Annotated in this window: 21 protein-coding genes; 16 read left to right on the top strand and 5 right to left on the bottom strand. The window is 39.7% G+C overall.

What is annotated here, in order from left to right:
• The first annotated feature begins 61 nt into the window (after positions 1–61).
• The 5 genes from G8761_RS14935 (at position 62) to galE (ending at position 5,665) form a co-directional block, all read left to right on the top strand.
• Positions 62–235, top strand: a complete 174-nt coding sequence (locus tag G8761_RS14935; protein WP_166028028.1) for a hypothetical protein — start codon at positions 62–64, stop codon at positions 233–235.
• Positions 236–559: 324 nt separating this feature from the next.
• Complete coding sequence (yhbH, locus tag G8761_RS14930; protein WP_166028026.1) at positions 560–1,729, top strand: sporulation protein YhbH; 1,170 nt, start codon at positions 560–562, stop codon at positions 1,727–1,729.
• A gap of 183 nt (positions 1,730–1,912) precedes the next feature.
• Complete coding sequence (galT, locus tag G8761_RS14925; protein WP_166028024.1) at positions 1,913–3,424, top strand: UDP-glucose--hexose-1-phosphate uridylyltransferase; 1,512 nt, start codon at positions 1,913–1,915, stop codon at positions 3,422–3,424.
• A 57-nt stretch (positions 3,425–3,481) separates the two neighbouring features.
• Complete coding sequence (locus G8761_RS14920; protein ID WP_166028022.1) at positions 3,482–4,660, top strand: galactokinase; 1,179 nt, start codon at positions 3,482–3,484, stop codon at positions 4,658–4,660.
• Between the two features lie 12 nt (positions 4,661–4,672).
• Positions 4,673–5,665, top strand: a complete 993-nt coding sequence (gene galE / locus G8761_RS14915) for a UDP-glucose 4-epimerase GalE (protein ID WP_166028020.1) — start codon at positions 4,673–4,675, stop codon at positions 5,663–5,665.
• Between the two features lie 69 nt (positions 5,666–5,734).
• Here the strand turns inward: galE and G8761_RS14910 are convergent, their stop codons facing one another.
• Positions 5,735–6,973 carry an ROK family transcriptional regulator gene (locus tag G8761_RS14910; RefSeq protein ID WP_420800255.1) on the bottom strand — a complete coding sequence of 413 codons (1,239 nt, stop codon included), beginning with the start codon at positions 6,971–6,973 and terminating at the stop codon, positions 5,735–5,737.
• A gap of 282 nt (positions 6,974–7,255) precedes the next feature.
• Complete coding sequence (locus tag G8761_RS14905) at positions 7,256–7,426, bottom strand: hypothetical protein (protein WP_166027695.1); 171 nt, start codon at positions 7,424–7,426, stop codon at positions 7,256–7,258.
• A gap of 591 nt (positions 7,427–8,017) precedes the next feature.
• Between G8761_RS14905 and G8761_RS14900 the strand changes: the two genes are divergently transcribed.
• The 10 genes from G8761_RS14900 (at position 8,018) to G8761_RS14855 (ending at position 20,316) form a co-directional block, all read left to right on the top strand.
• Positions 8,018–10,420 (top strand): immune inhibitor A domain-containing protein, encoded by a 2,403-nt coding sequence (locus G8761_RS14900; RefSeq protein WP_166028018.1) that lies wholly within the window; start codon positions 8,018–8,020, stop codon positions 10,418–10,420.
• A gap of 381 nt (positions 10,421–10,801) precedes the next feature.
• The gene (gene fdhF / locus G8761_RS14895; protein ID WP_166028016.1) at positions 10,802–13,873 is read left to right on the top strand and encodes a formate dehydrogenase subunit alpha; all 3,072 of its coding nucleotides are present in this window, start codon (positions 10,802–10,804) and stop codon (positions 13,871–13,873) included.
• 80 nt (positions 13,874–13,953) lie between these two features.
• Positions 13,954–14,430: a helical membrane plugin domain-containing protein gene (locus G8761_RS14890; RefSeq protein WP_166028014.1), complete on the top strand. Its 477-nt coding sequence runs from the start codon at positions 13,954–13,956 to the stop codon at positions 14,428–14,430.
• A 45-nt stretch (positions 14,431–14,475) separates the two neighbouring features.
• The gene (locus G8761_RS14885) at positions 14,476–14,919 is read left to right on the top strand and encodes a phosphate-starvation-inducible PsiE family protein (protein ID WP_166028012.1); all 444 of its coding nucleotides are present in this window, start codon (positions 14,476–14,478) and stop codon (positions 14,917–14,919) included.
• Positions 14,894–15,241 carry a Na-translocating system protein MpsC family protein gene (locus G8761_RS14880; RefSeq protein WP_166028009.1) on the top strand — a complete coding sequence of 116 codons (348 nt, stop codon included), beginning with the start codon at positions 14,894–14,896 and terminating at the stop codon, positions 15,239–15,241. Before G8761_RS14885 ends, G8761_RS14880 begins: the two co-directional genes overlap by 26 nt.
• Before the next feature lie 8 nt (positions 15,242–15,249).
• Positions 15,250–16,062 carry a formate dehydrogenase accessory sulfurtransferase FdhD gene (fdhD, locus tag G8761_RS14875; protein ID WP_166028007.1) on the top strand — a complete coding sequence of 271 codons (813 nt, stop codon included), beginning with the start codon at positions 15,250–15,252 and terminating at the stop codon, positions 16,060–16,062.
• A 591-nt stretch (positions 16,063–16,653) separates the two neighbouring features.
• Positions 16,654–17,829 carry a S1C family serine protease gene (locus G8761_RS14870; RefSeq protein WP_166028005.1) on the top strand — a complete coding sequence of 392 codons (1,176 nt, stop codon included), beginning with the start codon at positions 16,654–16,656 and terminating at the stop codon, positions 17,827–17,829.
• A 165-nt stretch (positions 17,830–17,994) separates the two neighbouring features.
• Entirely contained in the window at positions 17,995–18,666 is a 672-nt protein-coding gene (locus G8761_RS14865) for a hypothetical protein (protein WP_166028004.1), read from the top strand.
• 1 nt (position 18,667) lies between these two features.
• Entirely contained in the window at positions 18,668–19,327 is a 660-nt protein-coding gene (locus G8761_RS14860) for a PspA/IM30 family protein (protein WP_166028002.1), read from the top strand.
• Positions 19,328–19,596: 269 nt separating this feature from the next.
• Positions 19,597–20,316 carry a YebC/PmpR family DNA-binding transcriptional regulator gene (locus tag G8761_RS14855; RefSeq protein ID WP_166027999.1) on the top strand — a complete coding sequence of 240 codons (720 nt, stop codon included), beginning with the start codon at positions 19,597–19,599 and terminating at the stop codon, positions 20,314–20,316.
• Positions 20,317–20,389: 73 nt separating this feature from the next.
• Here the strand turns inward: G8761_RS14855 and G8761_RS14850 are convergent, their stop codons facing one another.
• A complete protein-coding gene (locus G8761_RS14850; protein ID WP_166027997.1) occupies positions 20,390–21,220 on the bottom strand; it encodes an aldo/keto reductase in 831 nt (276 codons plus the stop codon).
• 246 nt (positions 21,221–21,466) lie between these two features.
• On the opposite strand from G8761_RS14850, the gene G8761_RS14845 reads away from it, so the two are divergent.
• On the top strand, positions 21,467–23,608 hold the full coding sequence (locus G8761_RS14845) for an EAL domain-containing protein (protein WP_338000963.1): 2,142 nt from the start codon (positions 21,467–21,469) through the stop codon (positions 23,606–23,608).
• Between the two features lie 132 nt (positions 23,609–23,740).
• Here the strand turns inward: G8761_RS14845 and G8761_RS14840 are convergent, their stop codons facing one another.
• Both G8761_RS14840 and G8761_RS14835 read right to left on the bottom strand, forming a co-directional pair.
• Positions 23,741–24,019, bottom strand: a complete 279-nt coding sequence (locus G8761_RS14840; protein ID WP_166027995.1) for a hypothetical protein — start codon at positions 24,017–24,019, stop codon at positions 23,741–23,743.
• Between the two features lie 12 nt (positions 24,020–24,031).
• A complete protein-coding gene (locus tag G8761_RS14835) occupies positions 24,032–25,312 on the bottom strand; it encodes an ArsB/NhaD family transporter (protein ID WP_166027993.1) in 1,281 nt (426 codons plus the stop codon).
• Between the last annotated feature and the right edge of the window lie 136 nt (positions 25,313–25,448).

Raw genomic sequence — 25,448 nt, 5'->3', positions numbered from 1 at the left:
CCGGCCTTTTCTGTTTAGAAATCACCTAATAAGGGAAAAGAAACCTTAGAGGTGATAAAACATGGAAAAAGAACTTGATAAAAATTATCAACCCGATAACGGATCTATGGCACCAAATATGGAAGACATTAAAAACCTCGGCAAACAAATGGAAAACCGCAGAACAAATCAGGTGTTAAAAGAAGAATACGAAAAATACCCGGATCCAATTCAGCATGAACCGGAAGATGACTAGCCTCCACACAATGTGTGGGGGTTTTATTTTTTTATCCATATCCTCATCCCAGGCTGCTAGAGAAATAACCGGCTGGTCCACAGTCTAAATGCCTTTCATCCGGACGACCCCATGGAGGTGATATACTGCTTTTCATTTTTATGTCAGCCTTTTTTTCTATACACGAAATAATTGTCAAAATTATTTGTAAATTATTCACCAAACCTGCATAGGATAGAGTAATCAACTTTTCATTACTTTGTATTTTGGGCAGTCGAATTAGTGTATGCATAAAAAACCAAAACAGTGAAACAGAATAAAAAAGTGAATAAGGAGGGGTTTACATTGACCGATAAGAGTAGCCATCAGTTTGTGATTTCGCGAGAAGATTGGTCCCTCCACCGTAAAGGCCACGATGACCAGCAGCGCCATCAGGAAAAAGTACAGGAGGCAATCCGCAATAATCTTCCAGACTTAATAACTGAAGAAAGTATTATTATGTCAAATGGTCGCGATGTGGTTAAAATTCCAATTCGTTCTCTGGACGAATACAAGATTCGCTATAATTATGATAAAAACAAACACGTGGGCCAGGGTAACGGAGACAGCCAGATTGGGGATGTGGTCGCACGGGATGGTTCCGGCAATGAAAAAGGACCTGGTAAAGGCCAGGGTGCTGGAGACCAGGCAGGTGAGGATTACTTTGAAGCGCAGGTATCCATGATGGAGCTGGAAGAGGCGCTTTTCAAGCAGCTGGAGCTTCCAAATCTAAAAAGGAAAGAGCAGCAGGAAATAATTGTTGAGAACATTGAATTTAATGATATCCGGAAGACTGGGCTTATGGGGAATATAGATAAGAAGCGGACAATGATGTCTGCATTCAAAAGGAACGCGATGGCAGGGAAACCGGCCTTCCATCCAATCTACAAAGACGATTTAAAATTTAAAACCTGGAATGAAACCATAAAGCCGGAGTCCAAAGCAGTTGTTTTGGCCATGATGGACACAAGCGGCTCAATGGGAATTTGGGAAAAGTATATGGCACGCAGCTTTTTCTTTTGGATGACACGCTTTTTGCGGACGAAGTACGAGAAGGTAGATATCGAATTTATCGCTCACCATACAGAAGCAAAGATTGTTTCAGAAGAAGACTTTTTCTCCAAGGGGGAAAGCGGCGGAACCATTTGTTCTTCTGCATATCGTAAGGCCCTCGAATTAATTGATACAAAATACGATCCAAGGAAATTTAATATTTATCCATTCCATTTTTCAGATGGAGATAACTTAACATCAGACAACGCCAGATGCGTGAAATTAGTTGAAGAACTGATGAAGGTCTCCAATATGTTCGGTTACGGTGAGGTCAATCAGTATAATAGACATTCTACTTTGATGTCTGCTTATAAAAACATTAAGAATGAAGATTTCCGCTATTACGTTTTGAAGCAAAAGTCAGATGTATTCAATGCTATGAAGAGCTTTTTTAGCAATGAGGAGAGCAAGGCTTACGCATAATAAAAAGATCCGGCAGGGAGAAGCCCTGCCGGTTTCCTTTTGTATAAAAAACGGAACTTTTAATTAAGGGATTGTAAAAAACAAGGAAAAGTTCTATTATAGGGATAGATAATTAATTAATTTAATTAAGTTAGTTTTCCAGAGGATTTATAAAGCCAACTTCTTAGAATAGAGGTGTTTATTATGACTGACATATATCAATATATCCAGGACTTAATTGAATACGGAGTTAGGAAAAAATTAATCGAAGCAGACGATGTACTTTATACAAGAAACAGAATCCTTGCCTTGTTAGGTTTGGATGATTGGGAGGATACTGGTTCACCTGAAACCCTCCTGGAAATTTCAGATATTCTCGGGGGAATTTTAGACTGGGCAGCAGAAAATGGCCATCTTGTTTCCAATACAACGACTGAAAGAGATATTTTTGACACTGAGATTATGAATTGCATGATGCCAAGGCCGTCAGAAGTAGTCCGCGAATTTAAGCAAAATTATAAGGAAAGTCCCGAAACTGCAACCAATCAATATTACGATCTTTCTATAGCCTCCAATTATATACGCGAGGACCGGGTAGACAAAAATAAACAATGGAAGTCTCCAACACCATATGGGGAGATTGACATTACGATTAACTTATCGAAACCGGAAAAAGATCCAAAAGAAATAGCCCTTTTGAAAAATGCACCGGCAGCATCGTATCCAGCCTGTGCCCTCTGCAGGGAAAATGAAGGATTTAAGGGAAACCTAAGAAATGCAGCCAGAGCCACACACCGTGTAATACCCATCACTCTAAATAACGAGGATTGGTGTCTCCAGTACTCACCATATGTTTATTATAACGAGCACTGCATTGTATTCAGGGAACAGCATCTTCCAATGAAAATATCGCGGGAAACCTTCACAAGACTGTTGGAGTTTACTGAAAAGTTCCCTCACTACTTTGTTGGCTCAAATGCAGACCTTCCAATAGTTGGAGGTTCAATTCTTTCCCATGATCATTTCCAGGGGGGAAGATACGAATTCGCTATTGAACGGGCCAACATGGAAGAAACTATCACTCTTCCAGCCTATCCTTCAGTTACAATCGGAATCGTTAACTGGCCGATGTCAGTTTTAAGGGTAAGAGGGGATAAAAAGGAAGTGGAAGAGGTAACCGAGTTCATATGGAAGCAATGGCAGGGATATAGTGATCCGAATACTGAGGTATTTGCTTTCAGCGAAGATGTTCCCCATAACACGGTTACACCAATCGCAAGAAGGCGCGGTCAGGAGTTTGAGATGGACGTAGTATTGAGAAATAACCGGACATCGTATGAGCATCCTTTCGGTATTTTTCATCCTCACCAGGAAGTGCACCATGTTAAAAAAGAGAATATTGGACTTATTGAAGTAATGGGCCTAGCTGTACTTCCTGGGAGATTGGAAGGGGAATTAGAAAAGCTTTCTCAATACCTCATAGAAAAAACTCCTAAAGAAAATTGGGATGAATCCATTCTGAAGCATTGGGACTGGAGCCGGGAAATTCTAAAGCAGTATTCAGCTATCAATCATGAAAACATAAAACAAATAATCGAAACGGAAGTAGGCAGGAAGTTCCAAACTGTACTTGAACATGCCGGAGTATTTAAACGAACCGAGGATGGAAAGCAGGCTTTTCTGCATTTTTTAAAGCATCTCGAACAGAATGTTTAATAGTTTAAAAGAGAGAGTTCAATTTTTAAAAAGAATCGTAGAAGGAAGGTAAATTAAATGAATGCTTCAGAGCTTAAAGAGTTGTTTCAAAACCAATTTGGCTATAACGAGGGGGTAAGGGTGTTTTTTGCTCCGGGCCGTGTTAATTTAATAGGCGAGCATACGGATTACAATGGCGGCTACGTGTTTCCTGCTGCTTTAACATTTGGCACATGGGCAGCGGCAGCTCCAAGAAAGGATAATGTCTATCGGTTTGCTTCCGCTAATTTTCCTACTGAAGCGGAGTGCAGTGTATCAGAAACGCTTGTTTACCGGGAAGAAGATGACTGGGCCAATTATCCAAAGGGTGTATTAAATGAACTGATCCAGCTTGCCGAAGATGAAAACAAAAGCTACTCTGGAGCAGATATATTATTCTATGGTAATATACCTAATGGAGCTGGTTTATCGTCTTCTGCATCTATTGAGCTTGTCACAGCACTGGCTTTAAGCAAGCTTGCCGGCTTTGATATTCCTATGCTTGAGCTTGTAAAGCTAGGGCAGCGGGCAGAAAATCGCTTTGTTGGGGTTAATTGCGGAATTATGGACCAGTTTGCAGTAGGTATGGGGAAAAAGGATCACGCAATGATGCTTAAATGTGATACCATGGAGTATCAATATGTCCCTGTAAAGATTGAAGGGTACAAACTTGTTATAACCAATACAAACAAGCGTCGCGGCCTCGCAGATTCCAAATACAATGAGCGCCGAAGTGAATGTGAAGAAGGCTTGGCCATTATAAAAAAATACTTACCTGAAGTACAATCACTTGGAGATGTTAGTCTACAGAATTGGAATAAGGTAAAAAGTCATATTGAAAATGAAACGATTCGCAGGCGTGTGGAGCATGTCATAACTGAAAATGAGCGTGTTCTTTTAGCAACAAAAAGCCTTCAGGAAAATGCCCTTGTCTCTTTTGGTGAAATGATGAAGCAATCACATGAATCACTTAGAGACTTATATGAGGTAACAGGCTTTGAGCTGGATACCCTTTTTGAAGAAGCAGCAAAAATTGAAGGGTGTATTGGAACTCGTATGACCGGAGCAGGCTTTGGAGGCTGCAATGTCAGTCTGGTTAAAGAACATGCTGTGGATGAATTTAAAGAAAAAGTAGCTAAGAATTATTCATTAAAAACCAAACTCGATCCTGACTTTTATGTATGTGAGATTGGTGATGGAGCAAAGGAAGTATTTTAAGGAGGAATTGAAATGGCAATTTTAGTAACTGGCGGAGCGGGATATATCGGCAGCCATACAGTTGTGGAACTTTTAAATCAGGGTGAAGAAGTAGTTATTGTTGACAGCCTCAGAACAGGGCATAAAGAAGCAGTAACAGGCGGAACCTTTTATCAAGGAGATCTTCGTGACCGCAGCTTTCTTGATTCTGTTTTTAGCAAACATGAGATTGAAGCAGTTATTCATTTTGCTGCAAGTTCCCTTGTAGGAGAGAGCGTCCAGCAGCCACTTCCTTATTATGAAAACAATCTAATTGCCTCACATACCTTGGTATCAGCCATGATTGACCACGGAGTGAAGAAAATTGTTTTCTCTTCGACTGCTGCAACATATGGCGAGCCTAAACAAGTTCCTATTCAGGAAGAGGATATAACTAATCCGACCAATCCTTATGGCGAAACAAAATTGGCCATGGAAAAAATGTTCCGCTGGTGCGACCAGGCATATGGCTTAAAATCGATTTCCCTCCGCTACTTTAACGCGGCAGGTGCGCATCCTGACGGAATTATTGGCGAAGACCATAATCCTGAAAGCCATCTTATTCCGATTATTCTTCAGGTAGCCCTTGGCCAGAGAGAATCGATTGGAATCTTTGGTGATGATTATCCAACAGAAGATGGCACATGCATCCGTGATTATATTCATGTTATGGACCTGGCGAATGCCCACTGGCTTGCACTGGAGCATTTACGTAAGAATGATACAAGCGATGTTTTTAATCTTGGAAATGGAACAGGCTTTTCTGTTAAACAGGTTATAGAAACAAGCAGAGAAGTTACTGGACATAAAATTCCGGAGGTCATCAGTCCTAGAAGAGCAGGAGACCCTGCAGCACTCATTGCAACTTCCGAAAAAGCTCAAAATGTGCTCGGATGGAAGCCAAAATACAATGATTTAAAAACCATCATTGAAACGGCTTGGAAATGGCATAGTGCTAATCCAAACGGATATGGTGATGAAAAATAAAGTACGAAAAGAATCCTTGTCTTTAGCGGCACAGGGATTTTTTTTACACTTATTAAAACAGCTGCCGCATTAATGGGAGGCAGCTGTTTTTGTTCCTTTTGCTGAAAATATCTCGGTCAAAATAAGGGTGACTGCTCCCATCGCTGTTGCGTCTTTGCCAAATTTTGATACGATAATTTCTGTTTGTTTGGCCTCTTTTGTTAGGGCTCTTTGATTTACCGTTTCAATCACACTATCCAGAACGAACTCTTTTGCATTTGAAACACCGCCGCCGAGGATAATCCTTTTAGGATTAATGATATGTATAAGATTTGTTAAACCAATTCCAATATACCTGCCAGCCTGAGCAAGAGCGCTGATACTCAGCTGATCACCCTCTAGGGCAGCCTTATAGATTAGCTCTCCAGTAATGTTCTCGATCTTTTGGCCAGCAAGCTTTGGTAAAATGCTTGCCTGTCCGCGACTTATTTCATCTTTTACATAATCAGCTATTGCAGGGCCTGAGGTAAAGGTTTGAAGGCAGCCATTATTACCGCAGGTACATTTAGGGCCGTTAATATCAATTGCCATATGTCCAATTTCTCCGCTGATAAAATGATCTCCATGATAAAGCCTGCCATTGATGATTATTCCAGCTCCAACACCACGGCCCACATTAATACAAACAAAGCTGTCAATGCCTGTTCCGCTGCCAAACCATAGCTCACCAAGACCCATGGCCCGTGCATCATTTTCAACCTTAACTGTTATTTGGAATTCCTGTTCCAATGCCTGTTTTATATGGATATTTTGAAGCTTTAAATTAGGCGCAAAAACAGAAATGCCTTTTTCTACATTTACAATTCCGTGCATTCCTACGCCTATTCCAATAATCCTTCCATCTTCAATTATTTTCTCATTTTTTATGGAATAAATAGCAGTCTTCATTAAAGATAGCAGCGTATCGTTTGTTAGAATTTCAGGGATAGGGAAAATATCCTTTTTAATAATTTTGCCTTCAATTGAAGATAAAATTACTTTTAAATCATGCGACCCAATATCCAGACCAATTACAAAGAATTTATCTGAATTTAAGGTCAGCATCGTAGGTTTTCGGCCGCCGCTTGATTCTCCAAGATTACGTTCTATTACTATATCGTCCTCCAATAATTCTTTAACTAGATTACTGACAGTAGGAGGGGTAAGCTTTGTTACTTTTGCAATTTCCGCTCGAGAAATAGGTCCTTTTTCGCGAATAATATTTAAAATTAATGACCGATTGATCGATTTCATCAGCTGAAAGCTGCCAGTCATCATATTCTTGTCCATTGATATTCCTCCGCCTGGTGATAAAGTTACTTAATTAAATTTAATTATAAACTATATTAGAGAGTATTAAAACTGCTCCCCATTTAGGAGTAAGATATTATCATCTTCACAACTTCCACATAACTTCTCTATAAATTCTTCAAAAGTGTGCCTTATTATAAAGGTAACTTAATTGAAAGTTGGTTCAACAAACCTTACTTTCAAAAACTTCCCTTATTGAGATTGGTCATGGCACCAGTCTTTTTTTTTGGCTTAAAAAGAAAAAAGCCCCAAAAAGGTGGCTTATTCTCCGTGTGTAAAATGATTGTCTCCCATTGTGTAGTTTGAACTTTCTCCCGGTTTGGCTCCTGGATTTTTGGTTACGCCAGTGCTGTTATTTATTTTTTTATTTCTTCGGTCAATCAGAAAAGCGAAAAGGGAAATTCCAGCAACTAAAATAAGTACCCAAAACAATAACATCACCTCATCTTTATTTTAATGTATTCCCCAAAGTTAATAGAGTTTCCTACATATACTTCTTTCGTTTTAACCTCCCTATAAAAATTATCTCTTCGGTCAAAAATTTATTACCTTTCCGAAAGTCAGTAAAGTTCAAAAATAAATAAATTTTATTAATACTGAAATGGAGATAAGAGAGAAATCTGGTCATCAATTCTTTAAGGAGCGAATCATTGTCGAAATGTTGTCGATAACGAGACAAAACTTTAATAACCATTTTAGTAGAACGATAACCATACTTGATAAACTTAATGATAGCGATGATATTGAATGAGGGAAAACAGGGTGGGATAACCGCCCTGTTTTTTTATGTGTCTGTAAACTTTTTCTCTCTGTTGGGAAAATTTCTTTTAGACAGATAAGGAGTTTTTCCTACAAAGAAAGGTAGGGTAAGCTACTAAAAGATTACTAGAAATAAAAAAATAGTCCAAAAGGTGCAGAATAATTGATTAAATTGTCAGAAAATGAATCTTTCATACTGTTGTAAAATAATAATTTTCCAAATATTATAAATATGTGAATAACAAATTTTGAGGGGGTAATTCATTGAACAAATTTTTAAAGTCAGGTCTGACAACGGCTGTAATTGCTGGAACACTTTTCTCAGGGTTTCCTGGAAATTATTTTAATACTGCAGGAACCAGCCCATTACATAAGGTTCAGGCTCAGGCAAATGTTTCCCAATCTTACGGGTCTTTGGATTTATCAATTGTCAATGATGAAAAATTGCTAGAATCATTGATTAAAAGAGGAGTTATTCCTGCAGGTGCAAGTGCTGCAGAAAAGCAAAAAGCTTTAAACAATTATCTTGAGGTAAAAGGCAAAGACGATAAAGCGAAACAATCTGATCCGCTTGCCGCAAAAGTAAAAGCAGCAGATGCTGAAAAACAGCGGAAATTTAAAGATTTCAATCATGGTCTTTTAAAAGGTCAGGGTAATAAATATGGCCAGTTGAAGGGTAATCCGGATCCTGTTCAGGAAGGTGCATCACCAGGAGTTAAGAAGAAGGGCAAATTGCTAACCTTAACGGTAGAATTTTCAGATTTGCCACATAACCAAATTCAACCTGATGAAACAGATAATTATTATAAAGACTACAATCTTCAACATTATGAAGATATGATTTTTGGAGAAAAGGGTGTCCAAGGCCCAAATGGTGAAGATTTTGTATCCCAAAAGCAATTTTACGAACAGCAATCCGGTGGTACTTACACTGTCGAAGGTAAAGCTTATGGTTGGCTAAAGGTTCCAGGAACTGCAGCATTTTATGGGGCTGATGCTAAAGGCGGACACGATAATGTTGGGCCAGGCGGTTCTAAACAACTAGTAAAAGATACATTAGAGGCAGCTAAAGCTGCTGGTATTCCTCTTCAAGATTATGATTTGGAAGATCCGCATGATCTAAACGGAAACGGTAACTTATGGGAGCCAGATGGTTTAGTAGATCACTTACAAATCATCCACTCAGGTATGGGGCAGGAAGCTGGTGGCGGAAAACAAGGAGACAATGCAATATGGTCTCACCGTTCTGCAGTATTCTATGATCCAGATGGTCTAGGAAAAGGTCTTCCTGGCTTCTATGACTACACAATGATGCCAGAAGACGGAGCAACTGGTGTTTTCGCTCACGAGTATGGTCATGACTTGGGTCTTCCAGATGAGTATGACACTCAATATACAGGTACAGGCGAGGCAATCGGCTACTGGTCAATTATGGCAAGCGGCTCATGGGCAGGTAAAGTTCCAGGTGCAGAACCTACTGGATTCTCTCCTTTTGCTAAATCTTACTTTGCTTCTACATTAGGAGGAGAATGGGCCAAACCTACAGCTGTAAATTGGGAAGATGTGTCAACCAAAGGAACTCAATTCCTTCTTGATCAAGGTAATTCTCCTCTAGGTAAGAATGGCCAAACGGTTCAAATTAACTTACCACAAAAGAAAACACATGTTTTAGATCCTTTGACTGGAAGCTATTCCTTCTGGGGAGGAAATGGTGATGAGATTAATAATACAATGGTAACAAATGTTGATTTGACAGGTAAAACTACTGCCTCTTTAACTTTTGATGCTTGGTATAAGATTGAAGAATCATGGGATTTTGCTTTTGTCCAAGTTTCAGAGGATGGAGGAAAAACATGGAAGTCGCTCTCCAATGCTGATACTAGATCAGATGTAGTAAATGGTGTTTATCCAACGATTCCGGACAATCTTCCAGGATTCACAGGTGATTCCAAAGGGTGGAAAAAGGAAACCTTTGATCTTTCTGCATACACAGGGAAGAAGATTCAAGTACAATTCCGTTATATTACTGACTGGGGATACAGTGACACAGGATTATTCGTGGATAATGTAAGAGTTACTGCGGACGGTACAGATATTCTAACTGATGGTGCCGAAAATGCTTCTTCTGCTTTCACTATGAAAGGTTTTGACAGATTCGATGGTAATGTATATGCTAACCAATATTATCTACTTGAATGGCGTAACCATAAAGGCGTAGATGAGGGACTTGCTCACATCAAGCGTGGCAATTCATTAATGAGCTATGATGGCGGATTAGTAGTTTGGTATGTGGATGAAAGTTATACTGATAACTTTACTGGCACTCATCCTGGTGATGGATGGCTGGGAGTTGTCGATGCTCACCAAGGCAACGACCTTCTATGGCAGCTAGCTACTGGTAAAACTGCTGAGGCAAGCACGCGTTACCACATTGCTGATGCAGCGTTTGGATTGAATCCCACTTCTGGTTTGAATATTGATTACCCAGGAGTACAGACATTAACTTCACCAAGTCTGCCTGCTATATCGTTATTTAACGACAGCAATTCATTTGCAAATACTTTCATGCCAGACGCTGGCCGTAATCTCGGCAAATATGGCCTGAAAGTTCGTGTGAACGGCCAATCAACTGACAAATCAGTTGGTTCAATCGTAATCTACAAATAACATCTTTTTAGAAACCCGGGTCTATGACCTGGGTTTCTTTTCTGTAGAAAAAATATTACTGGGAAATAGATTAATAGTTTCCACTGCATTGACAGTGAAAACTAAAAGTACTAAACTTGTAAAAGTGGTGTTCATACTTTGTTTAAAAGTATGGGTGCTGCTTATCTTATTTATATTGACGGATTGGTAAAAAGTATTAGTAAATGCTCGATATACATCCATCATGAAGCAATTATGTGTTTTCACATATTTGCTTTGTGATGGATTTTTTGCGTTTATAGCTTTTTTTAGTAGAATTTTTAAACGCATTACTACGGCTCTGCCTTCGCCTTAAGGCTAGGCAATTGCCGAGGTTTCTTTAATTTTCTGGGGGTAAGGAGTATGACAACAAAAACAGTTACCGTTTCTATTAACGGGGAAACAAAAGAAGTAGTAGAAGGAGCACGCATACTTGACCACTTAATGGCCGAGGGAGTGGAGCATCCGCATATTTGCTATTCAGAAATTACCGGTCCTATTCAGACATGCGATACATGCATGTGTGAGATTGACGGCCAACTGATGAGAGCCTGCTCAACCACCTTTGTGGATGGTATGGACATTAAAACAAGCTCGGAGCTGGCTAAGTCAGCACAAGCAGAAGCCATGGACAGGATTCTTGAGAACCATATGCTTTACTGTACAGTGTGTGACAACAACAATGGCAATTGCCGCATACATAATACGGCGGAGCAAATGGGTATTGAACATCAAACACGCCCATTCACTCCAAAGGGATACGATGTCGATATGACCCATCCATTCTACCGCTATGACCCGGACCAATGTATATTATGCGGACGCTGCGTTGAGGTTTGCCAGGATGTTCAGGTTAACGAAACCTTGACCATTGATTGGGAAAGCCAACAGCCAAGGGTCCTTTGGGACGGAGGAAAGTCTATAAACGAATCCTCCTGTGTTTCATGCGGACAGTGTTCTACCGTCTGCCCATGTAACGCATTACAGGAAAAATCAATGCTAGGCCAGGCCGGATTTATGTCTGGTATAGAAGATAATCTTTTATCACCGATGATTGATTTGGTAAAAGCAGTTGAACCAAGCTATACAGGCATTTTTGCTATTTCCGAAGTGGAAGCAGCCATGCGGGATACTAGAACAAGGAAAACCAAAACAGTTTGTACGTTCTGTGGTGTCGGCTGTTCATTTGAAGTTTGGACAAAAGGCCGTGAAATATTAAAAGTAGAACCAGTTGAACAGGCACCGGTTAACAGCATATCTACCTGTGTTAAAGGTAAGTTCGGCTGGGACTTTGTAAACTCTGAAGAAAGATTGACTACTCCATTGATTCGTAAAGGAGATCAATTTGTTAAAGCATCATGGGATGAGGCATTAACTCTTATTTCACAAAAGATGGGCGCTATTCAAGCAACTGATGGTCCCAATGCAATCGGATTTGTTTCTTCTTCAAAAATTACAAATGAAGAAAATTACTTAATGCAGAAGCTCGCCCGCCAGGTATTTACGACAAATAACGTTGATAACTGCTCAAGGTACTGCCAGTCACCTGCAACAGACGGCTTAATGTCAACAGTAGGCTTTGGCGGAGACTCAGGTACAATTGAGGATATTTCAAAAGCAGGTTTAGTAATGATTGTTGGTGCAAACCCAACAGAAGGACACCCAGTTCTTGCAACCCGGGTAAAACGGGCTCAAAAACTGAACGGCCAGAAATTGATTGTTTCTGATCTTCGTAAGCATGAAATGGCTGAACGTGCTGACTTATATGTACACCCTAACCAGGGAACAGACTTTGTATGGCTTAGTGCCGTAGCAAATTACATTCTTGAAATGGGATGGGAAGATAAAGAATTTATCTTAAATCATGTTAACCAGTTCGAGGAATATAAAAATCATCTTTCCAAATTCACTTTAGAATACGCTGAGCAAACTACAGGCATTTCAATAGACACACTAAAAGAAATGGCTAAGATGATTCATGAAGCCGATGGAACCTGTGTGCTTTGGGGAATGGGTGTTACACAAAACGTTGGAGGAAGCCATACATCAGCAGCTATATCTAATCTATTACTGCTGACTGGTAACTATATGCGTCCAGGTGCAGGTGCCTACCCTCTTCGTGGACATAACAATGTTCAGGGTGCATGTGATATGGGAACTCTTCCAGGCTGGCTTCCAGGCTATCAGCATATTACTGATGAAGCTGCCCGTGCCAAATTTGAAGAGGCATATGGCGTAGAAATATCCGGTAAGCCTGGTAAAGATAATATTCAAATGCTTGAGGCGGTTGAAGCTGGAGAACTAAAAGCAATGTATCTTGTTGGTGAAGATATGGCATGGATTGACTCCAATGCTAATCATGTACACGACACATTATCCAAGCTTGAATTCTTTGTTGTCCAGGATGTTTTCTTTACAAAAACAGCTCAGTTTGCTGATGTTATTTTGCCTGCGGCACCATCACTTGAAAAGGATGGCACCTTTACAAATACAGAGCGTCGGGTACAAAGACTTTATCAAGTTCTTGAACCTCTTGAAGATTCAATGCCAGACTGGTGGATTATCCAGCAGGTTGCAAATTATATGGGAGCAGAGTGGAATTATCAGCACCCTAGTGAAGTTTATGCAGAAATGGCAAGCCTTTCACCTATTTTTAAAGAAGCAAGCTATGAAAAACTCGAGGGCTGGAACAGCTTCTTGTGGGGCAGCAATACTGGGGAAAGCACTCCGCTGCTATTTACGGAAGGCTTCAATTTCCCTGATAAAAAGGCGGTATTTTCTTTAGTTGAATACATTCCTCCTTATCATTTTGGAGAAGAATTCGACTTAGTTTTAAACAATGGCCGTTTGCTTGAGCATTTCCACGAAGGAAATCTGACTAATAAATCAAAAGGCTTGATTTATAAGCTTCCTGAGGTATTTGTCGAGGTTTCTCCTGAGCTTGCAAATGAGCGCGGAATATTCGAGGGATCTCTTTTAAGATTAGTTTCTCCTTACGGTGCCATTAAGTTAAGAGCCACCATTACAGACAGGGTTCATGGAAAAGAGTTATATGTACCAATGCACTCTGTCAGCCATGAAAATGCGATTAACCTGCTTACAGGAAATGCAGGAGATGTTAAGACCAATACACCTGCCTACAAGCAGACCAGGGTGAAAATGGAAATCTTGATTACAAAAGGGGATTCACCGCTTCCTTCCTTCAATCCAAGAAATGCGAAGCGCACACCGCAAATGGGTGCTGAAGTATATCGTAAATGGAAACGTGATGATTATCAGCCGATTGCTTCATTAAACGAGTATATAAAACCGGGTTCTCAGAAAACTCCGTCTGTTAAGGAAGAAGTAAAACCAGAATCTCAAAAAATTGATTCGGTTAACAAATCTGTAAAACAAATTTCTCGAGATAAAAAACAAGATTTAGTTCTGAAATAAATAACAAGGGTAGAAAGTCCATTGCCAATGCTTCTTTTTGGTGTGGACTTTCTGCGGTATAAAAAAGGGAGAACTTAAAGATGGCAAAACCAATTTCTATGATTTTTGAAGAACAAAAAACGGGTGAGGAAAAGAATCAGGAATCGATTCAAAGCCTGAAGGAACATGCAGCAGAAAATACGGAGGCATTAAAAGAAGCCATCGTACTTATCAGTGAGCTACAGGGGAGCGGAATATTGGATGCTGCTGTTTCTCTGGTAAAAGCAAAAGAAAAAGTGGCGGAAATTGCTATTGGACAAATGGTCCGCCCACCTGTCACCAATATGATTAATAACGCCATGGCTGCTGCGGGAGCCTTAAGTGAATTAGACCCAGAGTTTACAAAAAAGCTGGTTAACGGACTAAATTTAGGGATAAAGAAGGCTGATGAGGGATTACAGTCAAATAAAAAAGCAAGTGTATGGGACCTTGTAAAGGCAATGAAGGACCCTGATATAAACCGGACCCTTCTATTTGGCCTAAATCTTATAAAAGGCATCGGGCAAGGTTTAAAATAAAACAGTTGAAAATAAAATTATTTCTCTTAGAAAGGGTAAAACTAAATGGAAAATAAACTCATCATTCTTGCTATAACGAAATTTTCTAATGTGGTTAAAAACATTACATTATCAATTTTATTGATTCTACTAAGTTTTTTAATGATCAGGCAAATCTATTCAATAGGAGAAATGGCCATTTTCACCCCTAAAGATGTGCATTCAATTTTAGAACAGGTCGTTAACTTTTTTCTTTATTTTGCCTTTTTCACGATGGTAGTTGTTTATTTTAAAAATGGTGAGTATTTTCAGCTCCGGTACCTTATTTATATTGGAATTACAGCAACCATCCGATTTATCATTGTTAACCGGTCTGATGTATTTCAAAATTTGCTATTATCGATTGTTATTTTAGTACTTATAGTAGGCTATTTGCTTTTAGCCCCTTCAAAGTCAATTTTGGGGAAGAAAAGGGGGAAAACAGATGAGCAAAAGGGAACATCAATTTAATGAAGTTGTCCGCAAAGTCCGAAAAGATCTTTTTGGAAAAGGTCCTGACTCTATAAAAACGGTATTTGTTGATAATATGGCCATTACAACTTTAAAAGGAAATCTTACTCCGGTTGAAAAGTTTATTATACAGAGTTCGGAAGGCTTTGAACAAGTACACAGAGCAAGGACAAAAATGATTCAGGATCACTATAAAAAGGAGCCTCCAGTGGAGCTCGAAGAAGTAATGCAAAGTAAGCTGGTTCTTTTATTTTCGGATATTAATATTGAAGAAGATATCGCTGTATCCGTCTTTATGTTTGAACAGCCGATTGAGAGGTGACTTTAATTTTGCTGCAAAATGAAACCAATCTTTCTATTACTCGCTTTCAAAACGGCGAACTATGGGAAACAGATGATACGATTGTGACTGAATTCCCGATAACCATAAAGCTAAACCAGGAGGAGTTTGCTACACTTGTGTGCACTCCGGAATATTTGGAAGACCTGGTTATTGGATTTCTGGCTTCAGAACATGTAATTAAAGGCTATAGTGATATCGAGGATTTATGGATAGAAGAAGGACGGGGCTTTGCTCATGTTACGGTAAAAAATACCCATCTGCTAAATGATCAATTCCGTTCAAAAAGATATATTACTTCATGCTGCGGAATGTCGCGCCAGGGCTTTTACTTCGTTAATGATGCTTTAACTGTTAAAAAAGTGGGACATATCAAAATAAGCCTTACACCGGCTGAATGTATTGAATTGATGGATAATCTTCAGAAGGAGGCAGAAACCTTTAAGCGAACCGGCGGTGTCCATAATGCCGCGCTTTGTGACAAAACTGGGATGCAGCTAATGCGAATGGATATTGGCAGGCATAACGCTTTGGACAAGCTTTTTGGCTACTGTGTGAAAAATTCTATACCCACTGATGATAAAATTCTCGTTTTCAGCGGAAGAATATCGAGTGAAATTTTAATAAAGGCTTCTAAGATGGGATGTTCAGTTATCCTATCCAAATCTGCTCCCACAGAGCTTGCAATAGAACTAGCCAACAAGCTGGGCATTACAACAGTTGGTTTTATTCGAAATGAAAGTTTTAATATCTACACAAACGACTGGAGAATATCAGATAGAAAAGAACCAGAATTATCCTAACAGAGCTGTGAAATGGCTCTGTTTTTTTTGTTTGGGAAATTATAGATTTTTACCTTGTGAATTACTCCGAACTAAGTTTTTGTAATCCAGCTTCAGCGCCCAGCCAGTTTTCCTCGAGAATATGCTTCTTTGAATATCTTGTGAGGATCATGACCGATAGGTGATGATTCGAACAGCTCGGGGTCATAAGCCAACTCACTTCAGAAATCAGAACAAGGAACGCTTCGGAAGCATCTACATCGCACGAAGGAAAAGCTTTAGCTTTTCTGAGGATGACTAAGTGATTCGTCTTATGCCTGTTGGAGGCCCACAGGATGGGGGTCAGGAAGGCGTGGCCACAGGACAAGGAAAGCTCCGGCAGCATAATCATCGCACGAAGAAAAGCGCAGCTTTTCGAGGACGTGGCGATTTTTTCCTTTCATCATCTAACTCGAGCGCTTTCACCTTATGTTCTTGTCATATAAAACTGGTAAATGGAGGAAGAATGTACAAAATCCCTAATATGAGTTTGATAGATTTCCAGAAGGGAAAATTTAAAGCATTATTTGGTAGTTAAACCTCAGGAATCGAACAGGAAGGGATGGGAAATGGATGGAGTTTAAAAGAAACACTCGAAAGTGGTTTCTCCCAGGATTAATTGGTGCGTTAATTGGTGCTTTGGTCATTCTGGCTGCCACTTCATTTTTACAGGGAGAAAATTCAGTAAAGACTGCTGCCGATGCAGGAAAAAAGGCTGTAATGGACGGAAAAGCTCTTGCAGCAGATGATAATCAGGAATCAGAGGTAACCAAAGCTGTTAAAAAAGCAAAGGATGCTGTAGTAAGTGTAGTTAATTTTCAGGAGGGCAGCGGCGATATTCTGCAGGGCACAACGCCGAAAGCTGTAAGCTCCGGATCGGGTGTTATCTATAAAAAAGAAGGATCAAAAGCGTACATTGTGACAAACCACCATGTAGTTGATGGTGCAACCCAGCTTGAAGTTAATTTAAATAATGGTGATAAGCTGCAGGCAAAGCTTTTAGGCTCTGATCCATTATCAGACCTGGCTGTTCTTCAGGTGGACGGAAAAAAGATAAATGATGTAATCGAAATGGGCGAATCAGATCACTTAGAACCAGGAGCGTCAGCCATTGCTATAGGTAACCCTCTTGGATTCCTGCAGGGTACAGTTACAAAAGGTGTTATAAGTGCAGCCCAGCGAACAATGCCAGTTGACCTTGACCAGAATGGTGCAGTGGATTGGCAGGCTGAAGTTATTCAGACAGATGCTTCTATTAATCCTGGAAACAGCGGAGGTGCTTTAATTGATATCAACGGCCAGCTGATTGGTATTAACTCCTCAAAAATTTCCCAGGATGCTGTTGAAGGAATAGGGTTTGCCATTCCAATTAGTGCCGCCAAACCAATTATGAAGGACCTTGAAAAGTATGGAGAAGTGCGCAGGCCTTTTATTGGTATCGGCCCAATGTCAATTGATGAAATTCCATCCCAATACTGGAGCAGAACACTTCATCTTCCAGGCAGTGTGAAAAAAGGAATTGTGGTCATGTCAGTGGCTTCGAATTCTCCCGCCGAAAAAGCCGGCTTAAAAAAATTAGATGTCATTACGTCTATTGATAATAATAAGATTAATGATGCACTGGGATTAAGAAAATATTTATATCGCATTGCAAAACCTGGAGATAAGGTAAAAATAACATTTTACCGTCAGGGTAAAGAGAAGTCTGCAAATCTGACCATTGAAGAAGGCCAGGCATCAGCTCAATAATAAACCTTTTGTTAACAGGCAGTCTCATAACTGCCTGTTTTTTTATGAAAACTTTATAGACAAATTTGTGACAAAGACGAGCTGCCTCCAAAAGTTAAGAAAAAGTTAAGGTATCCCTTCCATAATGATGTTGTAAGACAGTAGAGGACGTAAGGAGGACATACAATGGAAGAAATCGGGCAGATCAAAAAGCGTCGTAAAAGGTGGTGGTTAATGGTACCGCTTCTGGCAATGATCCTTGCTGCTGCAATTTTTAGTTTCAGCCATGGCAGATGGGGAGCAAATGAAAGGAATCACTTCCTTCCTAATGCTCAGCAATTTAATGGGAGTCAACAAATGCCTCCACAGAATGCGGTTCAATCACCGCAGCAAGGGAAGCCGGGTAAAACTGGAACCTTCAATGGCCGTAGTGGCAGGGGCGGGGAGCACAGGCAGCAAATGAACGGCCGTCAAGCCAGTATGCATTTTGGACACGGGCCAATGGGAAGAGGCTTTAGAGGCCCTCATCACTTTGCTTTTGGGCTAGTCAATTGGATTTTGGCGGGTGCAGTATTCCTCCTTGGATGGCTATTACGCAAAACCGCTGGAAGCAGTATCGTAAGAAAGTGGACAGGCTGGCTTCTTATGTTTGTCGGAGCAGTTCTGATATTGAAAGAGTTCCTTATTGCAATCGCAGCTGCTGTCTTTGTTTATTGGCTATATAAAAAATGGAAGAAAAGTGAAAAAGGTCAAAGCTGGGATGTGCCAGTTTCATTTCAGGCTTCGCCTGTTCCGGTAAACAGCCATGCTGACCTGTTGGATGAATGGGAAAGAAGTATTTCAAAGGAGGAGAAGTAAAATGGGTATTTTAAAAAGAGTAAAAACAATTTTTACTGCAGATTTACACGAGGTACTGGATAAGATGGAAAATCCTTTAGTCATGATGAACCAACATATGAGAGAGCTGGAGGGTCAGGTTTCGGAGGCGCAAAAAGCACTTGCCCAGCAGCTATACTTGGAAAATCGGTATGCCCAGTTAGTGGCTGATGCGGAAGCTTTAGTTGCCAAACGCGGCAGGCAGGCAGAACTCGCAGTTTCAAGGAACGAGGAAGACGTGGCAAGATTGGCGTTAAAGGAGAAAATTCTTCAGGAAGAAAAACTGCAAAACTATCAGGCCCAATTGGCTGCGATCAAAAATCAAACCACTACTCTTCAGGGGCAAATCGTCAAGATGAGTGAAAAATATCAGGAACTGGAATATAAAAAGCTAAATCTTCTGTCAAGAGCTCACGCGGCTAAAGCAGTAAGGCAATCACAGGAGTCACTGTCCGCCTTTGATCCTTCAAGTGCTGTAAATGGATTTGCAAAAGTAGAAAGCTATGTTCAAAAGCTAGAAGCAGAAGCTGCTGCAAGCACACAGTTCTATCGATTAACTACTGGGAACAATACAGTAACCCTTAATGACGATTTGCAGGAAAAGGTAAACCAGGAACTTGAAAAGCTAAAAATAATAGAATAATCCGGAACATATTCCAGAAGAGCCACAGCTATGTGGCTCTTTTTCCCGTAATGGCAGTTGACCGGAAGTTTTATAAATATGTAATTTAATAATTAATTTTTAAAAATTTCGTCTCTATTATTTGGCTTTTAACAAATAACAGATTTAAGGTATAATGTTATTTGGTAAATTAAATGAATTCTTCACACACATATATTTTTTCAGCATTAGGGTACCGGCTCCTGAATAAAGCCGTGCCAAAGAATTAAAGATGAAAGAGAGTGTTCATAATGGGCCGTAAATGGAACAATATTAAAGAAAAAAAGGCGTCAAAGGACGCTAATACAAGCCGTATATATGCAAAATTTGGACGTGAGATTTATGTTGCTGCCAGACAGGGTGACCCGAATCCTGAATCCAATCAGGCATTAAAGTTTATGCTCGAGCGTGCAAAGACTTACAGTGTGCCAAAACATATTATCGACCGTGCGATTGAAAAAGCAAAAGGCGGTTCTGAGGAAAGCTTTGATGAACTTCGCTATGAAGGATTTGGGCCAAATGGCTCTATGATTATTGTTGACGCTCTTACAAATAACGTAAACCGTACTGCATCGGATGTCCGTGCTGCTTTTGGTAAAAATGGCGGAAACATGGGTGTCAGTGGATCGGTAGCCTATATGTTCGATCCTACTGCTGTTATCGGGATTGAAGGAAAATCAGCTGATGATGTGCTTGAGATCCTTATGGAAGCAGATGTTGATGCACGTGACATTCTTGAAGAAGAAGATTCTGTCATCGTATACGCAGACCCTGAGCAATTCCATGCCGTACAGGAAGCATTAAGAAATGAAGGAATCGAAGAATTCACCGTTGCTGAAATTACAATGCTTGCACAAAACGAAGTTACTCTTCCTGAAGATGGCCAGGCAAAATTTGAAAAGCTTATTGATACCCTTGAAGATTTGGAAGATGTCCGCCAGGTATACCACAATATAGACTTAGGCGAATAAAAAGAACAAAAGGCATTTGCCTTTTGTTCTTTTTTGTTTGGATTATGCTTCTCTAAAATCTTATGCTTTCCTATTAAAAATTGAAGTTGTCTGGGTCTGAACCAATTCGCTCATTTTTATTAAGAGAATTAATTCTTTCCATGTCCTCAGAGGATAATTCAAAATCGAAAATGCTGGCATTTTCAATAATACGATGTTCTTTAATCGACTTTGGAATAGTAACAACCTCATTTTGGAGATCCCATCTTAAAATAACCTGAGCAGCTGACTTTTGATATTTTTCTCCAATTTCTGCAATGACTGGTTCATTTAAAAGCTCACCTTGTTTTAATGGTGACCAGGCTTCAAGCTGAATGCCCTCGCTCTTACAGAACTCATGAAGCTCTTTCTGAGTTAAATGCGGATGATACTCTACCTGGTTAACCATAGGCTTGATTTCTGCTTCTGCTAAAATATCCTTTAAATGATGTACATGATGATTGCTAACACCAATAGCTTTGACGCGGCCATTTTTATATAATTTTTCAAGCGCTTTCCAGGTTTCAACATACTTTCCTTTAACAGGCCAGTGAATCAAGTAAAGATCAAGATAGTCTAGACCGAGCTTCTCCAGGCTTGTATCAAAAGCCTTTAAAGTTGATTCGTATCCTTGATCAGCATTCCAAACTTTAGAGGTGATAAATAGTTCTTCGCGTGGCACTCCAGATTCCTTAATACCTTGGCCTACACCTTCCTCATTTTTGTAAACCGCTGCTGTATCAATGCTTATATATCCATTCTTGATCGCAGCTTTTACTGAATCAATTACCTCAGATCCCTCTTTTACTTTGAAAACACCAAGACCAAACCAGGGCATTTCCACCCCGTTATGTAACTTTACTGTACTTTTTAAGTCTAATGCCATTGCTATCCCTCCTAATTCATCATGCTTCTTTATTTTCTCACATTATGGAAAAAACTTAAAATTTATTGTCTATTCTCCGAAAAGAGCCAAAAGCATCAAAAATAAGGAGAAATATGGATGGTTTAAATGCTAATATGCAGTTATAGTTAAAACTAAGTCGAAATTCCCCATTTCCCGAAGAAACGGTCGGATAATAGGAAAAATAAACGGGATTGAACCATTTTTATAATAAGGACGGGATAGTTCGTGAAAAAGCAAAACCCCTCTTTGACAATCACAGAAATGGACAGCCTTCATAAGAGGGTTGAAGATTTGGAGAGAATTGAGGCAGAGCTAATGAGAAAGCTCCGAGTCAATGATGATTATATCTCGAAAGTCCTCGATGCGCTGCCTATTAATATATTTTTGGAAGATCCCGATGGTAAAACTATTTTTGCCAATGAACAGGCTTGTAAAGCCAATGGTAAGTCCAAGGAAGAATTAATAGGAAAAACAGTATATGATTTTTTTCCTGAATCAATAGCCAGTGATGTTCGAAAGGTCGACATGAGTGTCTGGGAGAACAGAAAATTAACAACAACGGAAATTAAAACGGGCTTTCAGGGAAAAGAAAACTATATGTTTGCTGGAAAAACTATCATACAGTTAGAGGAGTCCCAGGAAGACTTCCTGCTGGGTTTTGCTCTTGATATTACTGATCGGATAAAAGCTGAACAGCTTTTGAGAGAAAGTGAGGAGAAGTTTAGGGGCCTCGTAGATCAGGCGGCAGACAGCTTCTTTCTTATTTCTCCTTCCGGCCAGATTATTGATGTAAATATGACAGCGAGTGAACTGCTGGGTTATAAAAAAAGTGAACTTTTAAAGCTTACTGCAGAGGATTTATTCATCCACTTGAAAGATAAGATAACTAAAAGGTGGAAGGGAAATAAATCATATAGGTTTGAAGATTTTATCCTTACAAAAGAAAAAGAGGAGGTCCCGGCGGACATTAATGTCCGTCAGGTGAAAATTGGCGGCAAGCCATATTTTCTTGCGTTATGCCGGGATATTAGGGATAAAAAGCAGGCAGAAGAGATAATGGAACATATGGCTTATCATGATGCTCTTACAGGTTTGCCAAACCGGTGGTATACCCAGACCTGGCTTGAAGGACGTCTCGGTAATAGTATAAGTGGGAAAAAGCCATTTGGTATTCTGTTAATTGACCTTGACAGATTCAAAGTTATAAATGATAGCTTGGGACATCACGCTGGAGATTTACTCCTGCAAAGAGTTTCTGTACACCTTCAGGAAGCGATCGGTAAAGAAAAAGGAAACATACTCGCAAGATTCGGCGGGGATGAATTTATGATTCTTCTTCCAGATGCAAAAAGCCCTGAGGATGCGTTCGCTGTTTGTGAGAGAATCATAGAGATAATGACTGAGCCATATTATATTTATGATCAAAAGTTTAATATTACGGCAAGTATAGGAATTTGCCTATTTCCTGAGGATGGACAGGATGTAAATACTCTTATAAAGAATGCTGATATGGCTATGTACCGTTCCAAAGAGCAGGGCAGAAACTGCTACAGCCTTTTCAACCCATCCATGAAGGAAGATGCCATGGAACGAATGGATAAAGAAATTCTCCTTCGAAAAGCGCTCGATGAAAATGAGTTTGTTCTCCATTACCAGCCCAAAATGGATATTTTAACCGGAAAAATCCAGGGGATGGAGGCATTGATACGCTGGAAAAATGATCAGGGAAAAATTCTTTACCCAGATTCATTTATCGAAATTGCTGAGGAAACAGGACTAATTGTTCCAATAGGTGATTGGGTAATTCGTGAAGCCTGTCAGGAATGCAAACAATGGCAGGATGCAGGTTTAACAGATTTATCTGTAAGTGTAAATTTATCACTGCAGCAATTTCACAAGCAAAATCTTGAGCAGCTTATTGCTTCAGTTTTGGAGGAAACGGGTCTGTCTGCCTCATCACTTGAACTTGAACTAACAGAAAGTACGGTGATGAAGCATCCTGCACAGGCAGCTATCGTTTTAAATAACCTAAAGTCTCTTGGAGTCTCTATCTCTATTGATGATTTTGGAACAGGATTTTCTTCGTTAAGCTATCTAAAGCATTTTCCGATTGATACTCTAAAGATTGATAAATCCTTTATTATGAATCTTGAATGGGATGAAGCTAATACTGCCATTGCTTCTGCGGTCATATCTCTAGCGCAAAGTCTCAATTTACGGGTGGTAGCTGAAGGTGTTGAAACAAAAGAACAGCTTGAGTTTTTACGAAATAAAAACTGTAACCTTGCCCAGGGCTACTTAATTAGCAGACCCCTTGAAAGTATTAAGGCACTAAGATTTGTGCAGGATAATAGAATGACTGTATAAATAAGAGACTGGCTCAATCCAAATGAGCCAGTCTCTTTGTCTAATCAGATCCGTAGATTCTAAACGAAAGGGTGCAACTATGGTTCTGCTCTCCCCTAAAGGCGCGGCAATCCCCTAGTTTTTAATGTATTACTATTCCCATTTTAGTCGTTCAAGGAGCTGCTGTTTAAAAAGCTGAAGAATAAAATCTTCATAAAAGTCCTTTTTGACAATAATTTGATTGCTGCCGTCCTTATTAGTAAAGAATAATGCATCAGTATGTATTTCGTTTAAATCGAAGTATTGGTGGACCTTTTCAAGTTTTTCAGCCAATTTTACATTCTTGAAAACAATAGAAAATTCGATATCTTCTTCATTGACTTTCTCCGTTATACTCAGCAGCTCTTTGTTAAATTCATAATTTAATTTCATGGTATTCCTCCTTTATATAAGGTATCTGAGATAAATGTATGCCGTTGATAACAGAATCGATAATATCATTAAAGGGAATGCAACAAATAAAAACTTCGCGAAAGAAATCCTATATCCTTCTTTGGCAGCCATTCCGGCCACAATTACATTTGCGCTTGCACCTACCAATGTTCCATTCCCGCCAAGGCATGCTCCAAGAGCAAGACTCCACCATAAAGGTTCTAAATTACTTATTCCCATTGTTCCCATTTCTTTAATCATTGGAATCATTGTGGCGACAAACGGAATATTATCAATAAAGGCAGAAGCAATAGCGCTAATCCAAAGTATTAAAATCGAAGTGGAGGCGACATCTCCACCTGTTAAACTGATGGAGTAGTCTGCCAGCTTCTTAATAACGCCTGTTTCCATCAGTCCTGAAACAAGAACGAATAGGCCAATAAAAAAGAAAATAGTTGTCCATTCTACTCTATGCAATGCCTTTTCCAGATAGCTTTCTCCTGAAAGAATCAATAACAGAAAGGCACCTCCAAGCGCTATTGAGGCAGATTCAATATGAACCATTTGATGGAGAAAAAAGCCAATAATCGTAAGGGCCAACACACTTAATGCCTTCCACAGGAGCGGCTTGTTTTTTATTTCTTTTGATTCATCAAGCTCCATAAGTGCAGATTTTAACAAATCTGTTGTTTTAAGCTGCTTTCGATATAGTAAAGCCAGAATAGCTACATTCACTGCCAATATAAAGAAAGAAATACCGAAAAGGTTATAAATAAATTCCATAAAAGTAAGTTCCTTTACTGCACTTCCCAGCATAATATTGGGCGGATCCCCGATCATGGTGGACGTTCCTCCGATATTAGAAGCAATTATTTCCATGACCAGATAGGGAACAGGATTTACCTTAAGCTGACGGGTTATGCTAAAAGTAACAGGAACCATTAATAGAACAGTAGTTACATTGTCCAGCAGTGCTGATCCCAACGCAGTTATCACTCCGAGGGCAATGAGAATTTTCATGGGGCTGCCCTTTACCTTTTTAGCGGACCAAATGGCAATGAAATGAAACAAACCTGTTTCCGCCGTTATGGTTACAATAATCATCATTCCAGTAAGGAGGCCTAATGTATTAAAATCAATATGATGAAGCGCCGTTTCCTGATTGATGATTCCCAAAAAAACCATTAATAACCCGCCGGCCATCGCAGCAATTGTACGATGGATTTTTTCAGTTACAATAAAAGCATAAGCAATTAAAAATATGCCAATGGCTAAAGCTGCTTCATTTGACATAATTCCACCTCTTCTCCAAGTTTTCTGTATGTTTTTTATATCTGGCCTTACTCCCCTTATCTAGTTTGTTTTTGCCAAAAGGGCTAATATTTGCAAAAAAACGCAAAAAGGAGCCTGTGGTGACAGGCTCCTCCAA

The sequence above is a fragment of the Neobacillus terrae genome (assembly GCF_011393025.1).
GTDB lineage: Bacteria > Bacillota > Bacilli > Bacillales > Cytobacillaceae > Neobacillus_A > Neobacillus_A terrae.
This window is presented reverse-complemented; position numbering and strand designations above follow the sequence as displayed.